This is a genomic window from Ornithinimicrobium ciconiae (genome assembly GCF_007197575.1).
GTDB classification, from domain to species: domain Bacteria; phylum Actinomycetota; class Actinomycetes; order Actinomycetales; family Dermatophilaceae; genus Ornithinicoccus; species Ornithinicoccus ciconiae.
The window spans coordinates 2,946,172-2,966,372 of the sequence record NZ_CP041616.1 but is presented as its reverse complement, the minus strand read 5'-3'; the positions used below and the strand labels follow the sequence as shown (position 1 = coordinate 2,966,372).

Here is a 20,201-nt window from a genome sequence, read left to right as displayed (position 1 = left end):
AGCCCTATGGCACCGCACATCGACGACGCCCTGCTCGACGACCCCGACGAGCTGCTCCGCAAGGACAGCAGACAGACCCTGCGTGCCCTGGCCACCGCTGGCGCCCAGGTCCGCGAGTCGGTCAGTCTCGCCGAGGAGGCCGGCATCGACCGGCTCGCCCGGCTGGACCGACCCCGCTCGGTCCTGGTGGCCGCACTGGGTGGCTCCGCGCTGGTGGCCGAGGTGCTCGAGCTGCTCGCCGAGCCCGGTTCTCCCGTGCCGGTTCAGGCGCGGCGCAACCTGCCGCTGCCCGGGTGGGTCGGCCCCCTCGACCTGGTCGTGGCGGTCTCACTGTCCGGGCGTGCCCCCGGGCCGGTCGGGATCGCTGCCGAGGCCGCCCGCCGGGGCGCCTCACTGCTCACCGTCGGGGCCGACGACTCCCCGCTGGCGGAGGTATGCCGACGCGCCCGGGGGACGCACATCGGCGTGGGCCGGGGTCGCACGAGTTCGCGGACGTCCCTGTGGAGTCTGCTCACCCCGGTCCTGCTCGGTGCTCACACCCTGGGTCTGGTGGACACCCCGCGCGAGCAGATGAGGCAGGTGGCTGATCGGCTGGACGAGGCGGCTGAGGCCTACCGGCCCGCCTCAGAGTCGTTCGTCAACCCGGCCAAGCTGCTGGCCCTGCAGCTGGCGGAGACCGTGCCCATGGTGCTCGGTGACGGACCGCTCAGCGGCGTGGCCGCGGCTCGCGCATCCTCGATGCTGGCGCGCACCGCCCGGATGCCCGCCCCCTGGGGGGAGCTCCCGGACGCCGCCAGTCAGATCGTGGCCTGCTTCGACGGTCCCTACACCGCTCGGGGCGGGCACCGACCCGGCACCTACGACGCCGGACGCATCCGGCTGGGTGACATCGACACCAGCGGCTGGGAGCCGCACCACTTCGCCGAGCCCGAGGGTGACCTTGCCGAGCGGCCGCGCGGCGCCGGCGGCCGCGACATCTTTGCCGACCCGTTCCTGGACGGTCCGTCCCTGCCGCAGCTGGGTCTGCTGACCCTGCGCGATGCGGCCCCCGAGCCACCGACCCGCGAGTCGGTGGAGGTCGAGGCCCTGACCGACGCGGTCCTGGCCACTGCCCGGGAGGCCGGGGTGCGGGTGATGGATGTGAGCGCTCAGCCCGGACGACCGCTGACCCGGCTCGCCGAGCTGGTCACCACGGTGGACTTCACCGCGACCTATCTGGCGCTGGGGCTCGGGCTGGACCCTGCGGTCTCGCCCCACGTGGCAGATCTCAACGACCGCACCCGCTGACCGGCGCCCCCGACCGACACCAGGAGCAGGCCCGCAGCCAGCAGGGCGGTGAACTGACCGCTGAGCACCTCCGGCAGGGCGGTGGCCACCGCGACCACTGCGCAGCCCGCGGCGACCAGCAGTGCCATGGGACGGGCGGACGCCCAGCCCACGAGCAGCAGGACCAGTGCCAGGACCAGGAAGAAGCGTGCGGGGGACTCACCGCCGACGGCACCACCGATCACGTGCGTGGTCGGGACACCGATGTAGTCGCAGATCAACCCGCCTTCGCCGGACAGGTCGGGGATGCACGACGGCCCGCCGGGCGTCGTCGTGGTGGAGGCGCTGGTCCACGGCAGCCCCAGGGAGAGCAGCAGCAGCCCGCCGGCCAGCCAGCGCGCCCAGGCCCTCATCGCCCACTTCCAGCAGCGGCAGAGCTGGCCTGGTCCCCGTGGTCAGCCAGTCTCATCAGTCGCGCCCCGTTGTGCCACAACACATCCCGCATCCAGTCCTCCCCAAGATCCCACCGTGCCAGCGCCTGCAGCTGGTGGGCATAAGGGTAGGGGATGTTGGGGAAGTCGGCCCCGAGCACGACCTTGTGCTGCAGGTCGCGCAGTCGGGACAGATAGCCACTCGGCAGCGGGGACCTGGCCTCGACATAGTCGGTCCCGGCCATCGTCGTGTCCAGGTGCACGCCGGCATACTGCTCAGCCAGGTCAGCGAACTCGTGGTGCTCCGGCATGCCGAGGTGGGCGATGACCAGCACGAGACGAGGGAAGCGCGCCAGCAGTGCCGCGACCGGCGCCGGGCCGGTGTGCCGCCCGGGATGCGGACCCGAGCCCGCGTGCAGGACGACCGGGGTGCCCGCGTCCTGCAGGACCGACCAGACGGGATCCAGCAGCGGGTCCGTGGGGTCGAAGTCACCGACGGTGACGTGGGTCTTGAACAGCCGCACCCCGGCCTCGATGGCCTCGGGGACGTAGTCTGCGGCCTCCGGCTCGGGATAGAAGGTGCCCGAGGGCACTGCGTCGGGGACCCGCTGGGCGAAGTCGGCGCACCAGGCATTGAGCCAGGCTGCCATGCCGGGTTTGTGGGCGTAGGTCAGGGCCGGGACGGCACGCAGGCCCAGCGACCGCGCCACCGCCAGGCGCTCCTGCTCGGGCAGCCGGTACCGGATCGGCCAGTCGCCCCCCTCGGACCAGCCGTGGGCGTCGAAGTAGGCCCACACCTTAGCCAGGACCGGCTCGGGCAGGAAGTGCACGTGGATGTCCGCGAGACCGGGGAGCCCGAGTCCCGCGACCCAGGACGCCACGTCCGCGTCGGTTGCGGGTCCCCGGTGATCGGGCATGGTGTCGGTCGGCACAGCCCCGAGTATGCCGTGACTCACCCGGGTGCGGAGGTGCCCCCGCCTCGGTCGCAGGGTGCACCGCGCGGCGCCACCCCTGGGAGGGCACGCCTCGGGCCCGGTCGGCGTGCTCGTCCGCCAGTGGGCGGGCAGGAGGATCGGCCCGCACAACCGCGCGTATGCCGTCAGCGCTCGTCGAACTGGCCCAGCAGGGTGACCTTCTGGTAGACCCGCACCGAGATCTCACGGGTAAGGGTCTCGACGTCGCTCACGGTGTCCAGGATCGTCCCGTCGGAGGAGCGTTCAGCGCACAGGGCGGCGGTCTTGGCGATCAGGGACAGCAGTTCGGTGCAGTAGCTGAGGTAGTCGAACATCTCATCCCGGGTGAGGTCACTGGCCAGGCTCAGCTCGGTGGGGACATAACCGGTGCGCAGCCGCCCCGGCTCCTTGGTCAGCTGGTGCATGTCGAGCACGTGAGCCAGCGAGCGCAGCTGGTGCAGCAGGGCCAACAGGCCCTTGCGCTCCCGACGCTCGGGGAAGGCCCACAGGAAGAGCACCGCGATCCCGATAAACACGATCGTGTCGATCGTGCTGTCGATCAGCGGGATCCAGGTGTTGAGCTGGTCGAGAGGGTGGCTCATCACCAGCTGGAGGGCCAGCACCACCAGGGTGATGGCGACCAGCAGCGCCACGGCCGCCAGGATCCGCGCCACCAGGGTTGTGTGGACCACGCGGCGGTGGGTGTCCTGGGTCTTGAGGTCCACCTGGTCGACCAGGTCCACCAGGTCGGTGGCCACCACGGTGAGACGGTGCTGCGGAAACCGGGCCGCGATCCGCCCCTGCAGGTCAAGGACGGTGGCCCGCACCTGCTCGCTGGAAAGGTGGCGGGTGGTGGGGAGGCCGTCGGTGCGCGGCAGACCATCGCTCACACCGGTCACTGTAGGCCGTCGCCAGGTGCGGGCGATACGGTGGGGAGCCCACGCCCACAAGGAGGTTCGCGTGCCCGACGAGGCCCTGCCCGACCGTTCCGGCTCCCAGCCGGCTGAGGCCGCCCCACCCGCGTCTCGGCCTACCGCCCAACGTGATCTCGAGGAGGGGATCGAGCGGGACTTTGCGCGCAACCTCTCCTACGGGGAGTATCTCGACCTGGCCAAGGTCCTGTCGGCCCAGCACCCCCGCTCGGTGCCGACCCGGCACGACGAGATGCTCTTCATCATCCAGCACCAGACCTCCGAGCTCTGGCTCAAGCTGATGCTGCACGAGCTGCACTCCGCCCGGGACCTGATCCGGGCCGACGACCCCCGACCGGCCCTGAAGCGCCTGGCCCGGGTCAAGCACATCCAGGTCATCCTGACCGAGCAGTGGTCCGTGCTGGCCACGCTGACCCCCAGCGAGTACGCGCAGTTCCGCTCGTTCCTGGCCACCGGCTCCGGCTTCCAGTCCTGGCAGTACCGCTCGGTCGAGTTCTTGCTGGGCAACAAGAACGCTGAGATGCTGCGCGTCTTCGAGCACGACCCGATCGTGCACGCCGAAGTGTCGACACTGCTGCACGAACCGAGCCTGTATGACGAGGTGCTGGCCTGGCTGTCCCGCCAGGGCTATGCGGTCCCACCCGAGCTCCTCGACCGGGACTGGTCCCGACCCCACCAGGAGAATGAGGGACTGGTCGAGCTGTTCGGACAGATCTATGCCGCGCCGGACGAGCACTGGGGCGTCTATGAGCTGTGCGAGGAGCTGATCGACGTCGAGGACAACTTCCAGTTCTGGCGCTTCCGGCACCTCAAGACCGTCGAGCGCATCATCGGGTCCAAGCGGGGCACCGGTGGCTCATCCGGGGTGCCCTTCCTGCGCCGGGCCCTCGACCTGACCTTCTTTCCCGAGCTGTATTCCGTGCGCTCCCGCATCCAGGACGTCACCGAGGAGGGCTACCACCATGAGTGAGACGGCGGCCACCGGCACCGACTGGGCCGCCGTCGCAGCCGACCTTGACGCACGCGACCCGCTCGGGAGGTTCACCGACCGGTTCGAGCCGGCCGAGGGGCTGCAGGCCTACCTCGACGGCAACTCCCTGGGTCGACCGGTGCGGGGGACCGCCCACGAGCTGGCCCGCTTCGTCGAGCAGGACTGGGGCACCCGGCTCATCCGCGGCTGGGACGAGGCGTGGATGCGCTGGCCCGAGGAGACCGGGGATCTCGTCGCCAGCGCCGCTCTCGGCGCCGCGCCCGGGCAGACCGTTGTGGCGGACTCGACCACAGTGATGCTCTACAAGATGCTGCGGGCGCTGGCGGACGGCCAGGTTGCCGCCGACCCGGCCCGGACGCAGATCGTGATCGACACCGACAACTTTCCGACGGACCGCTACGTCGCCGAGGGAGTGGCCGCCGAACGAGGGCTGGAGCTGGTCTGGATCGAGGCCGATCCCGCCTCGGGAGTGAGCGCGGAGCAGGTCGCGGAGGTCGTGGGCGAGCGCACCGGGGTCGTCCTGCTGAGCCATGTGGCCTATCGCTCGGGCTATCTGGCGGACGCGCCGGAGATCACGCGGCTGGTGCACGCGGTCGGCGGGCTCGCGCTGTGGGACCTGTGCCACTCGGCCGGATCGGTGCCGGTCGAGCTGGACGCGTGGGAGGTCGACGCGGCGGTCGGCTGCACCTACAAGTACCTCAATGGTGGCCCGGGTGCCCCCGCCTTCGCCTACCTCGCGAGGCGGCACCACGGCATACTCCGGCAGCCGATCCAGGGCTGGATGGGTCGCCGTGACCCGTTCCTGATGGGCCCGGGCTATGAGCCCGCCCCGGGGATCCGCTCGTTGGTCAGCGGGACGCCGCCGGTGGTCGCGATGGTGCCCCTGCGGCTGTCCCTGGAGATGCTCGCCGAGGCAGGGATCGCAGCGGTGCGGACCAAGTCCCTGGCCCTGACCGACCTGGCGTGGCAGATCGTGGAGTCGTGGCCCGGCGCCCTGGACGTCGCGATCGCCTCACCGCGAGAGCACGAGCGGCGCGGCGGGCACCTGACGATCCGGCGCCACGACTTTGCCGACCTCACCGCCCGGCTGTGGCAGCAGGGCGTGATCCCGGACTTCCGCGCGCCCGACGGGCTGCGCCTGGGTCTGGCGCCGCTGTCGACGAGCTTCGCCGAGGTGGCCACGGGCCTAGAGACCATTCGCTCGCTCCTCCACGCACGTGGGTGAGGGGGCGACCGTAGTCTGTTGGGGTGGCTGACTACGACCTGATCATCATCGGCACCGGCTCGGGGAACTCCCTGGTGACCGAGGACTTTGCGGACAAGAAGGTGGCCGTCGTCGAGCGGGGCACCTTCGGGGGGACCTGCCTGAACGTGGGCTGCATCCCCACCAAGATGTTTGTGTATGCGGCCGAGGTCGCGACGACCATCCGCGACGCGAGCCGTTTTGGCGTCGACGCCACACTCGATCGGGTGCGCTGGCCCGATATCCGGGACCGGGTCTTCGGCCGGATCGACCCGATCTCCGAGGGCGGGCGGGACTACCGGGTCAACGGGCCCAACACCGAGGCCTACCTGGGACACGCCACGTTCGTGGGTGAGCGTGAGGTCGAGGTCGAGATCACGTCGCCCGGCGGGAAGCACGCCGTGGGGGAGAAGGTCCGGATCACCGGTGAGCAGATCGTCATCGCCACCGGCAGCCGCGCCACGATCCCCGACGTCATCGAGTCCTCGGGGGTGCCCTTCGAGACCTCCGACACGGTCATGCGGCTGGCGGAGCTGCCGCGGTCGATGGCCATCGTCGGAGGCGGCGTGATCGGTGCCGAGTTCGCGCACGTCTTCTCCGCCCTGGGGGTGCAGGTCACCCAGGTGCAGCGCGGCGACCGGCTGCTGCACCGTCTGGACGCCGAGGTGGGCACGCTGTTCACCCAGCAGGCGCAGCAGCAGTGGGATCTGCGGCTGAACACGCAGATCACCGGCGCGACCGTGACCCAGCCCGGCGCGGACGGCGGCGGCGCGGACGGCGGCGGCGCGGGCGTGCGGCTCGAGCTGACTCAGGGCGATCCCCTCGAGGTGGACGTCGTGCTGGTGGCGACCGGCCGCCGGCCCAACAGCGACGGGATGGGTCTGGAGGTCGTGGGCGTGCAGACCCACTCCGACGGGCGCGTCGTGGTCGATGATCACGGCCGCGCCACCGCGGACGGGGTGTGGGCCCTCGGCGACGTCTCGGCGCCCGTGCAGCTCAAGCACCTGGCCAACCACGAGGCTCGGGTCGTCGCCCACAACCTGGTCCATCCGGAGGACCTGCAGTCGTTCGTGCACACCAATGTGCCCGCAGCCGTCTTCAGCCACCCCCAGGTGGCCACGGTTGGGCTGACCGAGGAGGAGGCCCGCGCCGGCGGCCACGACGTCACCGTCAAGATGCAGCGCTACGGCGACACGGCCTACGGCTGGGCGATGGAGGACACCACCGGGGTGGTCAAACTGATCGGGGACGCCTCGACCGGTCTCATCCTGGGTGCCCACTTCATGGGCCCGCACGCCTCCACCCTGATCCAGACGGTCATCCACGCGATGTCCTTCGCGCAGCCTGCGCAGCAGGTGGCCAAGGAGCAGTTCTGGATCCACCCCGCCCTTGCCGAGGTGGTGGAGAACGCGCTCCTGGGGCTGTGACCCCCGCCTACGCCAGGGCGTCACCGGCACAGGCACGCCGCAGGAAAGCGCTGCCCGGCCCAGGAGAACGTAGGATGGGCGCCGGGTCCGGACGTGACCGACCCCACTGACCAGCCATGCGGCACGGCGCCGCAGCCACGAACCGACGGAGCACCCGACGATGACGTTTGACCACAAGGTCAAGGACCTGTCCCTCGCAGAGGCGGGGCGGCACCAGATCCGCCTGGCCGAGCACGAGATGCCGGGGCTGATGGCCCTGCGTGAGCGGTATGCGTCCACCCAGCCGCTGGCCGGGGCCCGGATCGCCGGCTCGCTGCACATGACCGTGCAGACCGCCGTGCTCATCGAGACGCTGATCGCGCTGGGAGCTCAGGTCCGCTGGGCGTCCTGCAACATCTTCTCCACCCAGGACGAGGCGGCCGCGGCCGTCGTGGTGGGCCCGCACGGGACCCCCGAGGACCTGCAGGGCGTGCCGGTCTTCGCCTGGAAGGGCGAGACGCTGGAGGAGTACTGGTGGTGCACCACCCAGATCCTGGACTGGCCGGGCGACGAGGCCCCGAACATGATCCTCGACGACGGGGGTGACGCCACCCTGCTCGTGCTCAACGGCCGCCAGTGGGAGCAGGCAGGTGCCGTCCCGACCGCGACCGCGGAGGACAGCGAGGAGTATGCCGTCATCCTCGACACCGTGCGCCAGACCCTGGAGTCCCAGCCGACACGCTGGACCACCATCGCCGAGGGCATCCGTGGCGTCACCGAGGAGACCACGACCGGTGTCCACCGCCTCTATCAGCTGCACGAGACCGGCGACCTGTTGTTCCCGGCGATCAACGTCAACGACTCGGTCACCAAGTCCAAGTTCGACAACAAGTATGGCTGCCGCCACTCCTTGATCGACGGCCTCAACCGGGCCACCGACACCCTGATCGGCGGCAAGGTCGCCGTGGTGCTCGGCTACGGCGATGTCGGCAAGGGGTGCGCAGAGGCGCTGGCCGGGCAGGGCGCCCGGGTCATCGTCACCGAGATCGACCCGATCTGCGCCCTGCAGGCCGCGATGGAGGGCTTCCAGGTCGCGCAGCTCGAGGACGTCGTCGGTCTCGGCGACTTCTTCGTCACCACGACCGGCTGCTGCGACGTGATCCGCCCGGAGCACCTGCTCGCCATGAAGGACAAGGCGATCGTGGGCAATATCGGCCACTTCGACAACGAGATCGACCTGACCGGCCTGTCCCGTGTCCCCGGCGTGCGCAAGACCGAGATCAAGGCGCAGGTCCACGAGTGGACGCTGCCGGCGCAGGAGGCCGACGGTGACGCCGAGGCCCGCGAGGAGCGCTCGATCATCGTGCTGTCCGAGGGGCGACTGCTCAACCTGGGCAACGCCACCGGGCACCCCAGCTTCGTGATGTCCAACTCCTTCGCCAACCAGACCCTGGCGCAGATCGAGCTTTTCACCCGCCCGGACGACTACCCGGTCGGTGTGCATGTGCTGCCCAAGCAGCTCGATGAAGAGGTGGCCCGGTTGCACCTGTCCGCCCTGGGCGCCGACCTGACCGAGCTGACCAAGAAGCAGGCCGAATATCTCGGCCTGGACGTCTCCGGGCCCTTCAAGCCGGAGCACTACCGCTACTGAGGTGACCGTGAACGCACGTGTATTGGTGGTCGACGACGACCAGGCGCTCGCCGAGATGCTCGGCATCGTCCTGCGCAAGGAGGGCCTGGAGGTGGCCCACTGCGCGGACGGCGGCCGCGCCGTGGCCCTGTTCCGCGAGTTCCGCCCCGACCTGGTGCTGCTCGACGTCATGCTGCCCACGATCAACGGTGTCGAGGTGTGCCGACACCTGCGGGCCGAGTCCGGCGTGCCCATCGTGATGCTCACCGCACGCACCGACACCAAGGACGTCGTGGCCGGACTGGAGGCCGGAGCCGACGACTATGTCGTCAAGCCGTTCAAACCCCAGGAGCTGCTGGCCCGGATCCGGGCTCGGCTGCGCCGCTCCGACCGGCGCGAGCCCTCCCAGCTCACCGTCGGCGACCTCGTCGTCGACGTGGCCGGTCACACGGTCAAGCGCGACGGTGTCGAGCTGTCGCTGACCCCTCTGGAGTTTGACCTGCTCGTCGCGCTGGCCAGCCGTCCCAACCACGTCTTCGACCGCGAGTCGCTGCTGGAGAAGGTCTGGGGTTATCGGCACGCTGGTGACACCCGCCTGGTGAACGTGCACGTGCAGCGGCTGCGGGCCAAGATCGAGAAGGACCCGGAGAACCCGCAGATCGTGCTGACCGTCCGCGGGGTGGGCTACAAGGCCGGGCCGGCCTGAGGACATGAGCACCCCCGCCCACGGTGCCGGGGGAGTGGTGGCATGGTGGCGCTCCTCCCTCCGGTTGCGGGTGATCGTCACCACGATGCTCCTGGGCTCGCTGGTGACAGCACTGATCGGCACGGTCCTGTTTGCCCAGGTCGCCGAGGGGCTCGTGCGGGAGGCGGTCTCCGAGGCCACCGCCGGCGCTGCGCAGGAGGTCCGCTATGCCCAGGCACAGTTCGATGCCATCGACCGCAGCGACGACACCAGTCTGAACGCCACGGCCAAGGGGATCATGGACCAGATCACCCCGCCCGACCAGTCCGGGCGCAGCGCCCTGATCCGCAGCGTGGGCAACGAGCGGGAAGCGCGGATCACCACCTTGGCCCCGGACGACTTCGACGTGGAGCAGATCCCGGAGCAGCTCCCCGAGGCGCTCGCCCAGGACCCCAGCAACCAGCAGGTCATGGTCACGGACGTGCGGCTCGGAGACTCTCAGACCGCCCTCGCCTCCGTCATCGTCGGCGCTCAGGTCGACATCCCCCGGGCCGGCCCGCACAACGTCTTCCTGATCTATCCGATGGAGCGGGAGCAGGCCACCCTGGACCTGATCCGGCAGTGGTTCGCACTCGGCGGGCTGGCGCTGCTCCTGCTGGTGGGTGCCGTGGGCTGGGTCGCCTCCAGCATGGTCGCGCGCCCTGTCGGGCAGGCCGCCCGGGTCAGTCAGCAGATGGCCCAGGGGCACCTGGACGAGCGGCTGCCGGTGCGTGGGTCGGACGAGCTGGACCAGCTCGCGATGTCGTTCAACACGATGGCCGACAGCATCCAGTCCCAGATCCGCCAGCTAGAGACGCTGTCGATGCTGCAGCAGCGTTTCGTCTCCGACGTCTCGCACGAGCTGCGCACCCCGCTGACCACCATCCGGATGGCTGGCGAGTTGCTGCACGCCTCGCGGGAGGACTTCCCCGTGCCCGTGGCCCGCGCTGCTGAGTTGCTGTATGAGGAGCTGGACCGGTTCGAGGAGTTGCTCACCGAGCTGCTGGAGATGAGCCGCTACGACTCTGGTGCAGCCGACCTGGAGATCGACCAGATCGACCTCGTCGGGGTGATCCGCCAGGTCCTGGAGGCTCTGTCCACCCTGGTCAACCACACCGGCTCCGAGCTGCGCGTGGACCTCCCGCACCACCCGGTGCTGATCGACATGGACCAGCGGCGGGTGAGCCGGATCCTGCGCAATCTCATCGCCAACGGCCTTGACCACGGTGAGGGCGAACCGGTGCAGATCACCCTGGAGGAGCGCGAGAGCTCGGTCGCCGTCACGGTCCGGGACCACGGCATCGGCCTGACGGAGCAGGAGGCCGCCCTGGTCTTCGACCGGTTCTGGCGCAGCGACCCCGCGCGCAACCGCACGACCGGTGCCACCGGGCTAGGGCTGGCGATCTCGCTCGAGGACGCCAAGCTGCACGGGGGCTACCTCCAGGTGGCAGGGCAGCGTGGTGAGGGCGCGGCCTTCCGGCTGGTGCTGCCGCGCCGACAGGACACCCCGGTCGCCGTCCCGCCCGGTCCGGTCCCGTTCCCCGCCGAGCCACCCCCGCTGCACGGCGAGCCGACCCTGCTGCACCCCGACCCTGCGCCGCTGCACGCAGACCCCGACCAGCTCGACGGCGACACTGCTGCGCGGCACGCCGACCCCGCTCTGCTCGAGGACGCGCCCACCCCGCGCAACCTCACCGAAACCGAGGCTTCGCCATGATCGACCGACCCAGCCTGCGCGGCCGGCTCCTCGCCGGCATACTGCCCCTGCTCCTGGTGCTCTCGGCCTGTGCCGGACTGCCCACCAGTGACACGGTCGAGCGTGGCCTGCCCGTCCAGGGAGCCCCGGTCCAGGAGGTCCAGGCCCTGCCGGTGGGTCCGGAGGAGGACGCGAGCCGGGAGGAGATCGTGGCCAGCTTCCTGCGGGCCAGCAGCAGCTTCGCCGACGATCACGACGTGGCGCGCTCCTTCCTGACCGAAGACCTGGCCCGCCAGTGGCGCCCCACCAGCACCGTGCTGATCTATGAGGGCGAGCCGGACCTCACGGCCACCGAGGACGGCAGCGTCGAGGCCGAGGTGACGGTGCGCGGGACGGTCGACCGGGACGGCTATCTGGTCGAGGTGCCGCGCGGGACGGCCCAGAGCCACCAGTTCGAGATGGAGCGGGTGGGCGGCCAGTGGCGCATCGCTGCCTTCCCGGAGGGGGACGGGCTGTGGTTGTCGGAGATCAACTTCGAGCGGCAGTTCACCCATGGCGCCGTGCACTACGTCACGCCCAACGACGGTTTCCTGATCCCGGACGTGCGGTGGTTCCCCCGCGGTGACGGGCTGCCGACGAGTCTGGCCAGCGCCCAGATCGGACCCGTGCCCGACTATCTGGCTGGCGCCGCCGCGACGGGCATCTCCGATGACCTGCAACTGGTGGCCAGCGCCGTGCCGGTCGACCTGGCCACCTCAACAGCGACCGTGGACCTGCGCGGACTGACGCTCGGGAGCTCGCCGGTGCAGCAGAGGGAGCTGCTGGCCCAGTTCGCACAGACCCTCAAGCAGGATCCCCGGGTCAGCAGCGTCCTGGTGCGCAGTGCGGGACGTCCACTGGAGGTGGAGGGCGTGGACAACCCGATCTCCGATGTCTCCACCACCGGGTTCGAGGAGGCCACCTGGACGGTGCCCTACGGGTTGCTGCGCACCGGGGACGAGCTCAAGCCGGTGGTGCCCGACCACTACCAGCTGCAGGACGATCTGGCCGCCGACGCCGAGGAGCTGCCCCGGGTGCCGATCCGGTGGAGGCAGTTGGCGACCGACGCGCTGGTGGAGGAGTTCGCCGGTGTCTCGGTCACTGGTGATGAGCTCTGGCGCTGGCGGGGTGGCAACGACATCGTCATGGAGGGCATCGGCCTGGAGCTGACCACCCCCTCGTTCGACCGCAGCGGTGCGCTGTGGGTGGCGGGACGCTCCACCACGAGTCCGCGGGTCTGGGTGATCTCCCGGACCGAGCCGCTGAGCCAGGCCGTGGCCCGACCACTGGACGCGCCCTGGTTGGGGCAGGACCAGCGGATCACCTCCTTCCGGCTGGCCGCCGATGACCGTCGGGCCCTGATCGTGCTGGAGCACATGGACACCGACGAGGTCCAGGTGGGCATCACCGGGATCGTGCGGGACCAGGACGGACGGGCGACCTCGCTCACCGAGCCCTATTGGGTCGCCCCCACCCTGACCAGCGTGACCTCCGCGGTCTGGTCCTCGCAGACCCAACTGTTCGTGCTCGGGCAGCAGCAGTCCGACCGGGCCGACCGTCCGTTCCTGGTGCATATCGGGGGCTGGCTCGAGCCGCTGCGCAGCGTCGCGCAGGCGACCGGCGCGCGTGCCGTCCCCGGTGAGGCCCTCCCGCCACTGACCGTGCTGACCGAGCCGGGCCGGATCTACACCCAGGAGCGCAACGACTGGGGCATCGGCCGCAACGGCGACGACCTCATCATCCCCGGGACGTGATCCACACCCGGTGAGTGGTCCTCCTCGCTGTCCACAGGTGGCCCAGCCAGCCTTGTCCACCACCGGCCCGCACCCGATCGTGAGGTATGCCGTCACGCACCGGGGCAGGTCACCTCACCACCGCGCTGCTGGCCCTGGGAGACCTCGTGCTCCCCGTGCGCTGCGGCGGCTGTGACCTGCCCAGGGACGCCTGGTGCGCGGCGTGCGAGGCAGAGCTTGCGGGCGCGCCTCCGGCTGCCCGGTGGTGGCCGACCCCGGTGCCCCACGGGCTTCCCTCGGTCTGGTCCGTCCTGCCCTACCAGGGGGCCGTGCGAGCGGCTCTGACCAACTGGAAGGACAACGGTCGACGGGACCTGGCCCAGGTGCTGTCCCCGGTGCTCGCCGAGGCGGTGCTGGCCGGTCTGCTGGCACACGCGCGACCAGGGACCGCAGCCACTGCGCAGGGACCGGTCGTGGTGCCCGTGCCGTCCGGGCGGGCCAACGTCCGCCGGCGCGGGGACCGTCCGCTGCAGGAGCTCACCCGCCGAGCCCTGCGCTCGCTGCCCCCAGCAACGCGCCCACCCCTTGTGCCAGCCCTGCGGCTGACCCGCACGGTGCAGGACCAGTCGGGCCTGCACAGCGGGGCACGGGCGACCAACCTGCGCGGTGCCATGGCGGTGGAGCAGCCGGCTCGAAAAGCGGTCCAGGGTGCCCGCTGCCTGGTGGTCGACGACGTGATCACCACCGGCGCAACCCTCGCCGAAGCAGCCCGTGCGCTGCGTGCTGCGGGGGCCCTGGACGTCGTGGCGGTCACCATTGCGGCGACCCGGCGGAGGGGCGCCTCCTCCGGGTGAGGCGGTGTGACAGGAGTGACCCGCGACACGTGGGGCACGACATACCGACGCGGCTGTCTTTCGGGTTGGAACCGGGCTAGTGTCTGGTTATGGGACGCCCCCAGCGCCGACCGGTCACCGCACGTGGTGGCCGCCAGTGTTGTGAGAGGCGACGGGGTAGCCGCCTGCGGGAGGTGGTGCCGGACGGGTAGAGGGCCGAGACAGCCCAAGGTTCAGCACACTGGCGCAGTTTGAGGAGGATCCTATGGAAATCACCGTGACCGGCCGGAAGAAGACAGTTTCTGACCGTTTCCGCCGCCACCTGGAGGAAAAGCTCGACAAGGTCACCCAGCTTGCCCCGCGGGTCTCGCGGACCGACGTGGTGCTCACGCACGAGAGCAACCCCCGTCAGGCCAAGGAGAGCGAGCGCGTAGAGATCACCTGTTACATCAAGCGGAGCGTGGTCCGTGCCGAGGCGTGCGCGGACGAGGAGTATGCCGCGCTCGACCTGGCGATGACCCGTCTCCTGGAGCGACTTCGCAGGTCCAACGACAAGCGCCGGATCAGCCACACCGGCAAGCACCGCAAGCCTTCCGTGGCCGAGGCAACCTTTGGGTTGCCGACCGACCCGTTGCGCACCGAGGCGCCCACCGAGGCCTCCGAGAACGGAGTGCCGCTGGACCCGGAGGAGGCCATCGCCCAGGCGTTGGGAACCGAGGGCAACTCGCCCATCGAGCTGCGCGAGAAGGTCCACGCCTCCGAGCCGATGAGCGTCGGGCAGGCTCTCAACGAGATGGAGTTGGTGGGACACGACTTCTACCTCTTCCACGACTCAGAGGCCGACCTGCCCAGCGTCGTCTACCGTCGGCGCGGATGGTCCTACGGCGTGCTGCGACTCAAGCACGAGCACGCTGAGGACGACGAGCCCGTCGCAGCTGGGGCTGCTGCCGGGTGATCGTCACCCCTTGACACCTGGACGAGGGTCCCGACGCTGTCGGGGCCCTCGTCTATGTTCACGAGATGACTGAGCTGACGCTCCCGCAGGCACGGCGCATCGCCCTGGCCGCGCAAGGTTTCGCCGACCCACGTCCGGCGCGCCCGACGATGCGGCACATCCAGCGGGTGATCGACCGGGTGCAGGTGGTGCAGATCGACAGTGTCAACGTGCTCGCGCGCAGTCACTACCTGCCGTTCTTCTCCCGTCTTGGGCCCTATGACACCGCGCTGCTCGATCGCGCCCGGGACGGCAGCGGGCCACGGTCGAGGGAGCCGAGACGACTGGTGGAGTCCTGGGCCCACGTCGCCAGCCTGATCCCGCCCGACACCTGGCCGTTCCTGGGGTTCCGGATGGCGCGGGCCGAGGTCGACTCCTGGAGCCATCAGGTGGCGAGTGAGCATCCAGGTGTCCTGGAGGCGGTGCGCGAGGTGGTGCGCGATCACGGCCCGCTGACGGCACGCGAGGTCGACACTCTGGTGGAGACGGCGGAGGTGCGCGCGCGGGACAACTGGGGCTGGAACTGGTCGCTGGTCAAGGAGTGCCTGGAGCACCTGTTCTGGGCGGGTCAGATCGTCAGCTCCGGGCGCAACAGCCAGTTTGAACGGCGCTATGCCGTGCCCTCGTTCGTGCTGCCGCCGGAGGTGCTGGCCCGCGCACCGGGGCAGCCTGCCGCGCCGGATGCGGAGGAGTCAGGGGTGGAGCTGATGCGTCGTGCGGTGCGAGCTCATGGCATCGGCACGGCCGCCGATCTGCGCGACTACTTCCGGCTGAGGCAGTCGATGGCCGGCCCGGCCCTGGCGGAGCTGGTCCGCCTGGGTGAGGTCGAGCAGGTGAGTGTGCGCGGCTGGGACCGCCCGGCCTATCTGGACACGAGCGCCCGCCGCCCGAGGTCGGTGGCTGCACGCTCTCTGCTCAGCCCGTTCGACTCCCTAGTGTGGGAGCGGGACCGCACCGAGCGACTCTTCGGCTTCCATTACCGGATCGAGATCTATGTGCCCGAGCCCAAGCGGGTCTTCGGCTACTACGTGCTGCCCTTCCTGCTGGGGGAGGAGCTGGTCGCCCGGGTGGATCTCAAGGCTGATCGGGCCCGTGGCCGACTGCTGGTCCGGCGCCTGCACTGTGAGCCGGGGGCGCCCGCCCACACCCGCGAGGCGCTCGGCGAGGAGCTCGGCCTGATGGCCGGGTGGCTCGGCCTGGACCGGGTCGACTTCATCTGAGGGCCCCGAACCGTTCACCGACGACACGTCTCAGGGTCTTCCCAGGTGTCACTGCTGGAGGCTAAGGTCCGCACCATGCCACGTCTTCCGTGGTTTTCCCGTGTCGGACCCCGCAAAGGAAAAATTCATGTCACGACTTACTCGACGGACCCGTGCGGTACTTGCCGCAATGGCGTCCGTCGCCATTGCCGGGGCGCTCGCCCCAGGCGCTGCGACGGCGATCACACCGCAGGTGCCCCCCGTCCCCGCTGCACCCGCTCCTGCGGCCGCCGACTCGCTCATCATCAGTGAGTATGTCGAGGGCACCAGCAACAACAAGGCCTTGGAGATCTACAACACCGGTGATGCCAGCGTCGACCTCTCCGGCTATCAGATCCAGGGCTTCCAGAACGGCAACACGACGGTAGGTTTCACGCTGACACTGGAGGGAACGCTTGCTCCCGGTGGCACCTATGTCGTGGCGCACACCTTGGCTGCACAGGCTGTCCTGGACGTCGCAGACCTGAAGTACAACTTGCAGCACAATGGCGATGACGTGGTCGTGCTCGGCACGACCGAGGGCGAAGTGCTGGATTCGATCGGCCAGATCGGAAACCGGCCCACCGGTGGCTGGGGCAGCGGTGACTTCACCACCCAGGACAACACAATGCGCCGGATGGCCAGTGTGTGCGCGGGGGACACCGACCCGACCGACGCTTACGACCCCGTGACCGAGTGGGTCGGGTTCCCGGTCGACACCTTTGACGGCCTGGGTGAGCACGAGTCAGACTGCGTCGAGTCCGAGCCGCAGGCACCGGTGATCAACGAGTTCTCAATCGACACCGCAACTCCCGGGGACGACGTCGAGTTCTACGAGGTCTACGGCGAGCCGTCGACCGACTACTCCGACCTGCACATCGTCCAGGTGGAGGGCGACGGGACGTCCAACTCGCGCGGCTCGATCATCACGGCGGACACAGTCGGCAACACCGACGCCGACGGCTTCTGGCACGTAGACCTTCCGGCCAACCGCATCCAGAACGGCACGCTGACACTGCTGCTGGTCGAGGGTTACACCGACCAGACGGTGATCGATGCCGACCGCGACGGCGTCCTTGACGAAGGCACGGGGCTCACCGTGGTCGACTCGGTCGCGGTCGTGGACGGCAACGCCAACGACCTGTTCTACTCTGAGACCGCGCTGGTGGGAGGGTTCGACGACCTGCCGTTCGCGCCCGGCGGCGCCTCACGCATCCCGGACGGGACCGATACCGACAGCGTCGCCGACTGGGTCCGCAACGACTTCAACAAGGCGGGCTTCCCGGGCTTCGAGGGCCCGCCGGCCCCGGGCCAGGCCTGGAACACCCCGGGCCAGCCGAACGAGGTCTACGAGGAGGAGCCCCCGCCGCCCGGCGGCGAGTGCGGTGACCCCGCCACCGCGATCGGTGCGGTCCAGGGATCCGGCGACGCTACTCCGATATCTGGGACCCTCGTCACGATCGAGGGTGTCGTCGTCGGCGACTTCCAGGAGGGCGGCTTCAACGGCTTCTATGTGCAGGACGAGGGCGACGGCAACCCCGCCACGTCCGACGGCATCTTCGTGCACGCTCCTGGCGCAGCCGAGGTCTCGGTGGGCGACCAGGTGCGGGTCACCGGCACGGCCACGGAGTTTGACGGCCTGACCCAGATCAGCACTTCTCCCGTCATCGTGCCCTGCGCGACGGGTGTTGAGCTCCCCGAGGCGACTGTCCTGGAGTTCCCGTTGACGGACGCCGACAAGGAGGCCGTCGAGGGCATGTATGTCACCTTCCCGGCCGACCTGTCCATCCTGGAGTACTTCAACTACGCCCGCTTCGGCGAGGTCGTGGTGGGCACCGGTCTCGACACGGCCCGCCAGTTCCAGCCGACGGCGCTCGCGCTGCCGGACTCGGCCGAGGCCATCGAGGTGCGGGACCACAACGCGACCCACCGGATCACGATCGACGACGGGCTGAGCCCGCAGAACCCGCCGTTCCTGCGCCACCCGGCCGGCGGCCAGTTCACCCTGGAGCACACTTTCCGCGGTGGTGACACCATCACCGACCTGGCCGGCGTGATGGATCACCGGTTCAACCTCTACCGCGTCCAGCCGACCGAGGACGCCGTGTTCACCGCGGTCAACCCCCGCCCGACGGAGGTGCCGGACATGGAGGACGCCACGATGACCGTGGCCGCCTTTAACGTCCTGAACTACTTCACCGACCTCAACGGCCGGGGTGCTGACACTCCGGAGGAGTTCGACCGTCAGGAGGTCAAGATCGTCTCCGCGCTGGCCGAGCTGGACGCCGACGTGGTGGGGCTGATCGAGATCGAGAACAACGACGACGGCGCGGTGGCGACCCTGACCGCGGCGTTGAACGCCGAGGTCGGAGCGGGCACCTACGACTACGTCGAGACCGGCACCATCGGCACGGACGAGATCACGACAGCCTTCATCTTCAAGCCGGCCACGGTGGCCCCGGTGGGCGACTTTGCCCTGCTGACCACCGCGGTCGACGATCGGTTCCTGGATGACAAGAACCGTCCCACGCTGGCGCAGACCTTCGAGGAGCTCGCCACCGGCGAGCAGGTGACCGTCGCGGTCAACCACCTCAAGTCCAAGGGCTCGACCTGCGAGGACGTGGGTGACCTGGAGGACCCGTGGGCAGGCAACTGCAACGGGGTGCGGACCGACGCCGCGGAGGCCATGGTCGACTGGCTCGCGGACGACCCGACCGGCACCGGCGCCGAGAACACCCTGGTCATCGGCGACCTGAACTCCTACGACAAGGAAGACCCGATCAACGTCTTCCTCGACGGCGGCTACTCGGACCTGCTCCTGGACCACCAGGGGGAGTACGAGTACTCCTACGTCTTCGACGGACAGCTGGGCTACCTGGACTACGCGATGGCCAATGACGCGCTGTCCGCGAAGGTGACGGCGACCGAGGCGTGGAAGATCAACGCCGACGAGCCGAGCGTCCTGGACTACGACATGACGTTCAAGCCGGATGAGCAGGACGCGCTCTTCGAGCCCAATGCCTTCCGTTCCTCCGACCACGACCCGATCCTGGTCGGACTCGACTTGGATCCGACCGTGGTTCCCGACCCCGTGGTGGTGGACCGACTCTCCGGTGCTGACCGCTACGCCACCTCGGCCACGATCGCTGCCGAGTTCGGTGAGGTCGGTTCGCTGTACCTGACCAGCGGCCAGCAGTTCCCGGATGCCCTGACCGCCACCGCCCCTGCGGTGCGTGACGGTGCTCCGGTCCTGCTGACCAAGGTCGACAAGCTGCCGAACGTCATCGCGACGGCTCTGGACTCACTGAGCCCGGAGCAGGTGTATGCGGTTGGCGGCACGGCGGTCATCTCGAACGAGGTCCTGGCGCAGACCCAGGCCCTGACCGGCGCCGAGGTGGTGCGGATCTCCGGTGAGGACCGGTATGCCACCGCGTCAGCGCTCGCCCAGGCGCGCTTCGGCGCTGCGGACGTCGACACGGTCTACGTGGCGTCGGGCCTGGAGTTCGCCGACTCCCTGTCGGCGGGTCCCCTCGCTGGTCTGGAGGACGACCCGATCGTGCTGGCCAAGTCCGATGCCGTGCCGCTCGCGACGCGTGCAGCGCTCGAGGCGCTCGACCCGGACCGCATCGTGGTCCTGGGCGGCACCGTGGCGATCAGCGATGACGTCATGACCGAGCTGGAGTCCTACGCCACCACGGTCGAGCGACTGCGTGGTGACGACCGCTACGCCACCGCCGCGGTGATCGCCTCACGCATCGCTCCGTCGGAGAACGTGTTCGTCGCCTCCGGGCAGGCGTTCCCCGATGCGCTGTCCGGTGCGGCGCTGGCCGGGCTGCGCCAGAGCCCGTTGCTGCTGACCCAGCAGGACCACCTGCCCACGGCCACGGCTGCGGCGCTGGTGGAGCGTGAGCCCAGCACGGTGACCTTGTTCGGTGGCACCGTCGCGATCACGGAGGCGGTCAAGACCGCCATCGAGGAGCTCTTCGCGTCCTAACCAGCAGATGATCCCCCGGTGGGGGTGTCGCCGGCACAGCCGGCGACACCCCCACCTCGGTTTCGGTCGAGGGCTCTCGGCGATTAGCCTGTCCTTGA

General features: G+C 69.8%; 15 protein-coding genes. 12 read left to right on the top strand and 3 right to left on the bottom strand.

Annotation, left to right across the window (positions count from 1 at the left end; all coding sequences use genetic code 11):
• Nucleotides 1-6 precede the first annotated feature (6 nt).
• Nucleotides 7-1,287: an SIS domain-containing protein gene (locus tag FNH13_RS13635; protein ID WP_143783915.1), complete on the top strand. Its 1,281-nt coding sequence runs from the start codon at nucleotides 7-9 to the stop codon at nucleotides 1,285-1,287.
• On the opposite strand, the gene FNH13_RS13630 is transcribed toward FNH13_RS13635, so the two are convergent.
• The 3 genes from FNH13_RS13630 to FNH13_RS13620 form a co-directional block, all read right to left on the bottom strand.
• Complete coding sequence (locus FNH13_RS13630) at nucleotides 1,212-1,679, bottom strand: hypothetical protein (RefSeq protein ID WP_143783914.1); 468 nt, start codon at nucleotides 1,677-1,679, stop codon at nucleotides 1,212-1,214. The two genes, FNH13_RS13635 and FNH13_RS13630, sit on opposite strands and share 76 nt — an antisense overlap.
• Nucleotides 1,676-2,629 carry an amidohydrolase family protein gene (locus FNH13_RS13625; RefSeq protein WP_228266405.1) on the bottom strand — a complete coding sequence of 318 codons (954 nt, stop codon included), beginning with the start codon at nucleotides 2,627-2,629 and terminating at the stop codon, nucleotides 1,676-1,678. Before FNH13_RS13625 ends, FNH13_RS13630 begins: the two co-directional genes overlap by 4 nt.
• Nucleotides 2,630-2,796: 167 nt before the next feature.
• Entirely contained in the window at nucleotides 2,797-3,540 is a 744-nt protein-coding gene (locus FNH13_RS13620) for a hypothetical protein (RefSeq protein WP_143783913.1), read from the bottom strand.
• Nucleotides 3,541-3,709: 169 nt separating this feature from the next.
• Between FNH13_RS13620 and kynA the strand changes: the two genes are divergently transcribed.
• From kynA to FNH13_RS13565, 11 genes are all read left to right on the top strand, one after another.
• Nucleotides 3,710-4,552, top strand: coding sequence for a tryptophan 2,3-dioxygenase (kynA, locus tag FNH13_RS13615; RefSeq protein WP_228266726.1), 843 nt, complete (start codon nucleotides 3,710-3,712; stop codon nucleotides 4,550-4,552).
• Nucleotides 4,545-5,798, top strand: coding sequence for a kynureninase (locus tag FNH13_RS13610; protein ID WP_143783912.1), 1,254 nt, complete (start codon nucleotides 4,545-4,547; stop codon nucleotides 5,796-5,798). The genes kynA and FNH13_RS13610 overlap by 8 nt, the downstream gene beginning before the upstream one ends.
• Nucleotides 5,799-5,821: 23 nt before the next feature.
• Nucleotides 5,822-7,243 (top strand): mycothione reductase, encoded by a 1,422-nt coding sequence (locus FNH13_RS13605; protein WP_143783911.1) that lies wholly within the window; start codon nucleotides 5,822-5,824, stop codon nucleotides 7,241-7,243.
• A gap of 160 nt (nucleotides 7,244-7,403) precedes the next feature.
• Complete coding sequence (gene ahcY, locus FNH13_RS13600; protein ID WP_143783910.1) at nucleotides 7,404-8,873, top strand: adenosylhomocysteinase; 1,470 nt, start codon at nucleotides 7,404-7,406, stop codon at nucleotides 8,871-8,873.
• Nucleotides 8,874-8,880: 7 nt separating this feature from the next.
• Complete coding sequence (gene mtrA, locus FNH13_RS13595; protein WP_143783909.1) at nucleotides 8,881-9,558, top strand: MtrAB system response regulator MtrA; 678 nt, start codon at nucleotides 8,881-8,883, stop codon at nucleotides 9,556-9,558.
• 4 nt (nucleotides 9,559-9,562) lie between these two features.
• Nucleotides 9,563-11,293: an MtrAB system histidine kinase MtrB gene (gene mtrB / locus FNH13_RS13590; RefSeq protein WP_143783908.1), complete on the top strand. Its 1,731-nt coding sequence runs from the start codon at nucleotides 9,563-9,565 to the stop codon at nucleotides 11,291-11,293.
• Nucleotides 11,290-13,065, top strand: a complete 1,776-nt coding sequence (locus tag FNH13_RS13585; RefSeq protein WP_143783907.1) for an LpqB family beta-propeller domain-containing protein — start codon at nucleotides 11,290-11,292, stop codon at nucleotides 13,063-13,065. The genes mtrB and FNH13_RS13585 overlap by 4 nt, the downstream gene beginning before the upstream one ends.
• An 86-nt stretch (nucleotides 13,066-13,151) precedes the next feature.
• Complete coding sequence (locus FNH13_RS13580; RefSeq protein WP_143783906.1) at nucleotides 13,152-13,898, top strand: ComF family protein; 747 nt, start codon at nucleotides 13,152-13,154, stop codon at nucleotides 13,896-13,898.
• Between the two features lie 244 nt (nucleotides 13,899-14,142).
• Nucleotides 14,143-14,832 carry a ribosome hibernation-promoting factor, HPF/YfiA family gene (gene hpf / locus FNH13_RS13575; RefSeq protein WP_143783905.1) on the top strand — a complete coding sequence of 230 codons (690 nt, stop codon included), beginning with the start codon at nucleotides 14,143-14,145 and terminating at the stop codon, nucleotides 14,830-14,832.
• A gap of 65 nt (nucleotides 14,833-14,897) precedes the next feature.
• Nucleotides 14,898-16,091, top strand: coding sequence for a winged helix-turn-helix domain-containing protein (locus tag FNH13_RS13570; protein ID WP_143783904.1), 1,194 nt, complete (start codon nucleotides 14,898-14,900; stop codon nucleotides 16,089-16,091).
• Between the two features lie 169 nt (nucleotides 16,092-16,260).
• The gene (locus tag FNH13_RS13565; RefSeq protein ID WP_228266404.1) at nucleotides 16,261-20,103 is read left to right on the top strand and encodes an ExeM/NucH family extracellular endonuclease; all 3,843 of its coding nucleotides are present in this window, start codon (nucleotides 16,261-16,263) and stop codon (nucleotides 20,101-20,103) included.
• Nucleotides 20,104-20,201 lie beyond the last annotated feature (98 nt).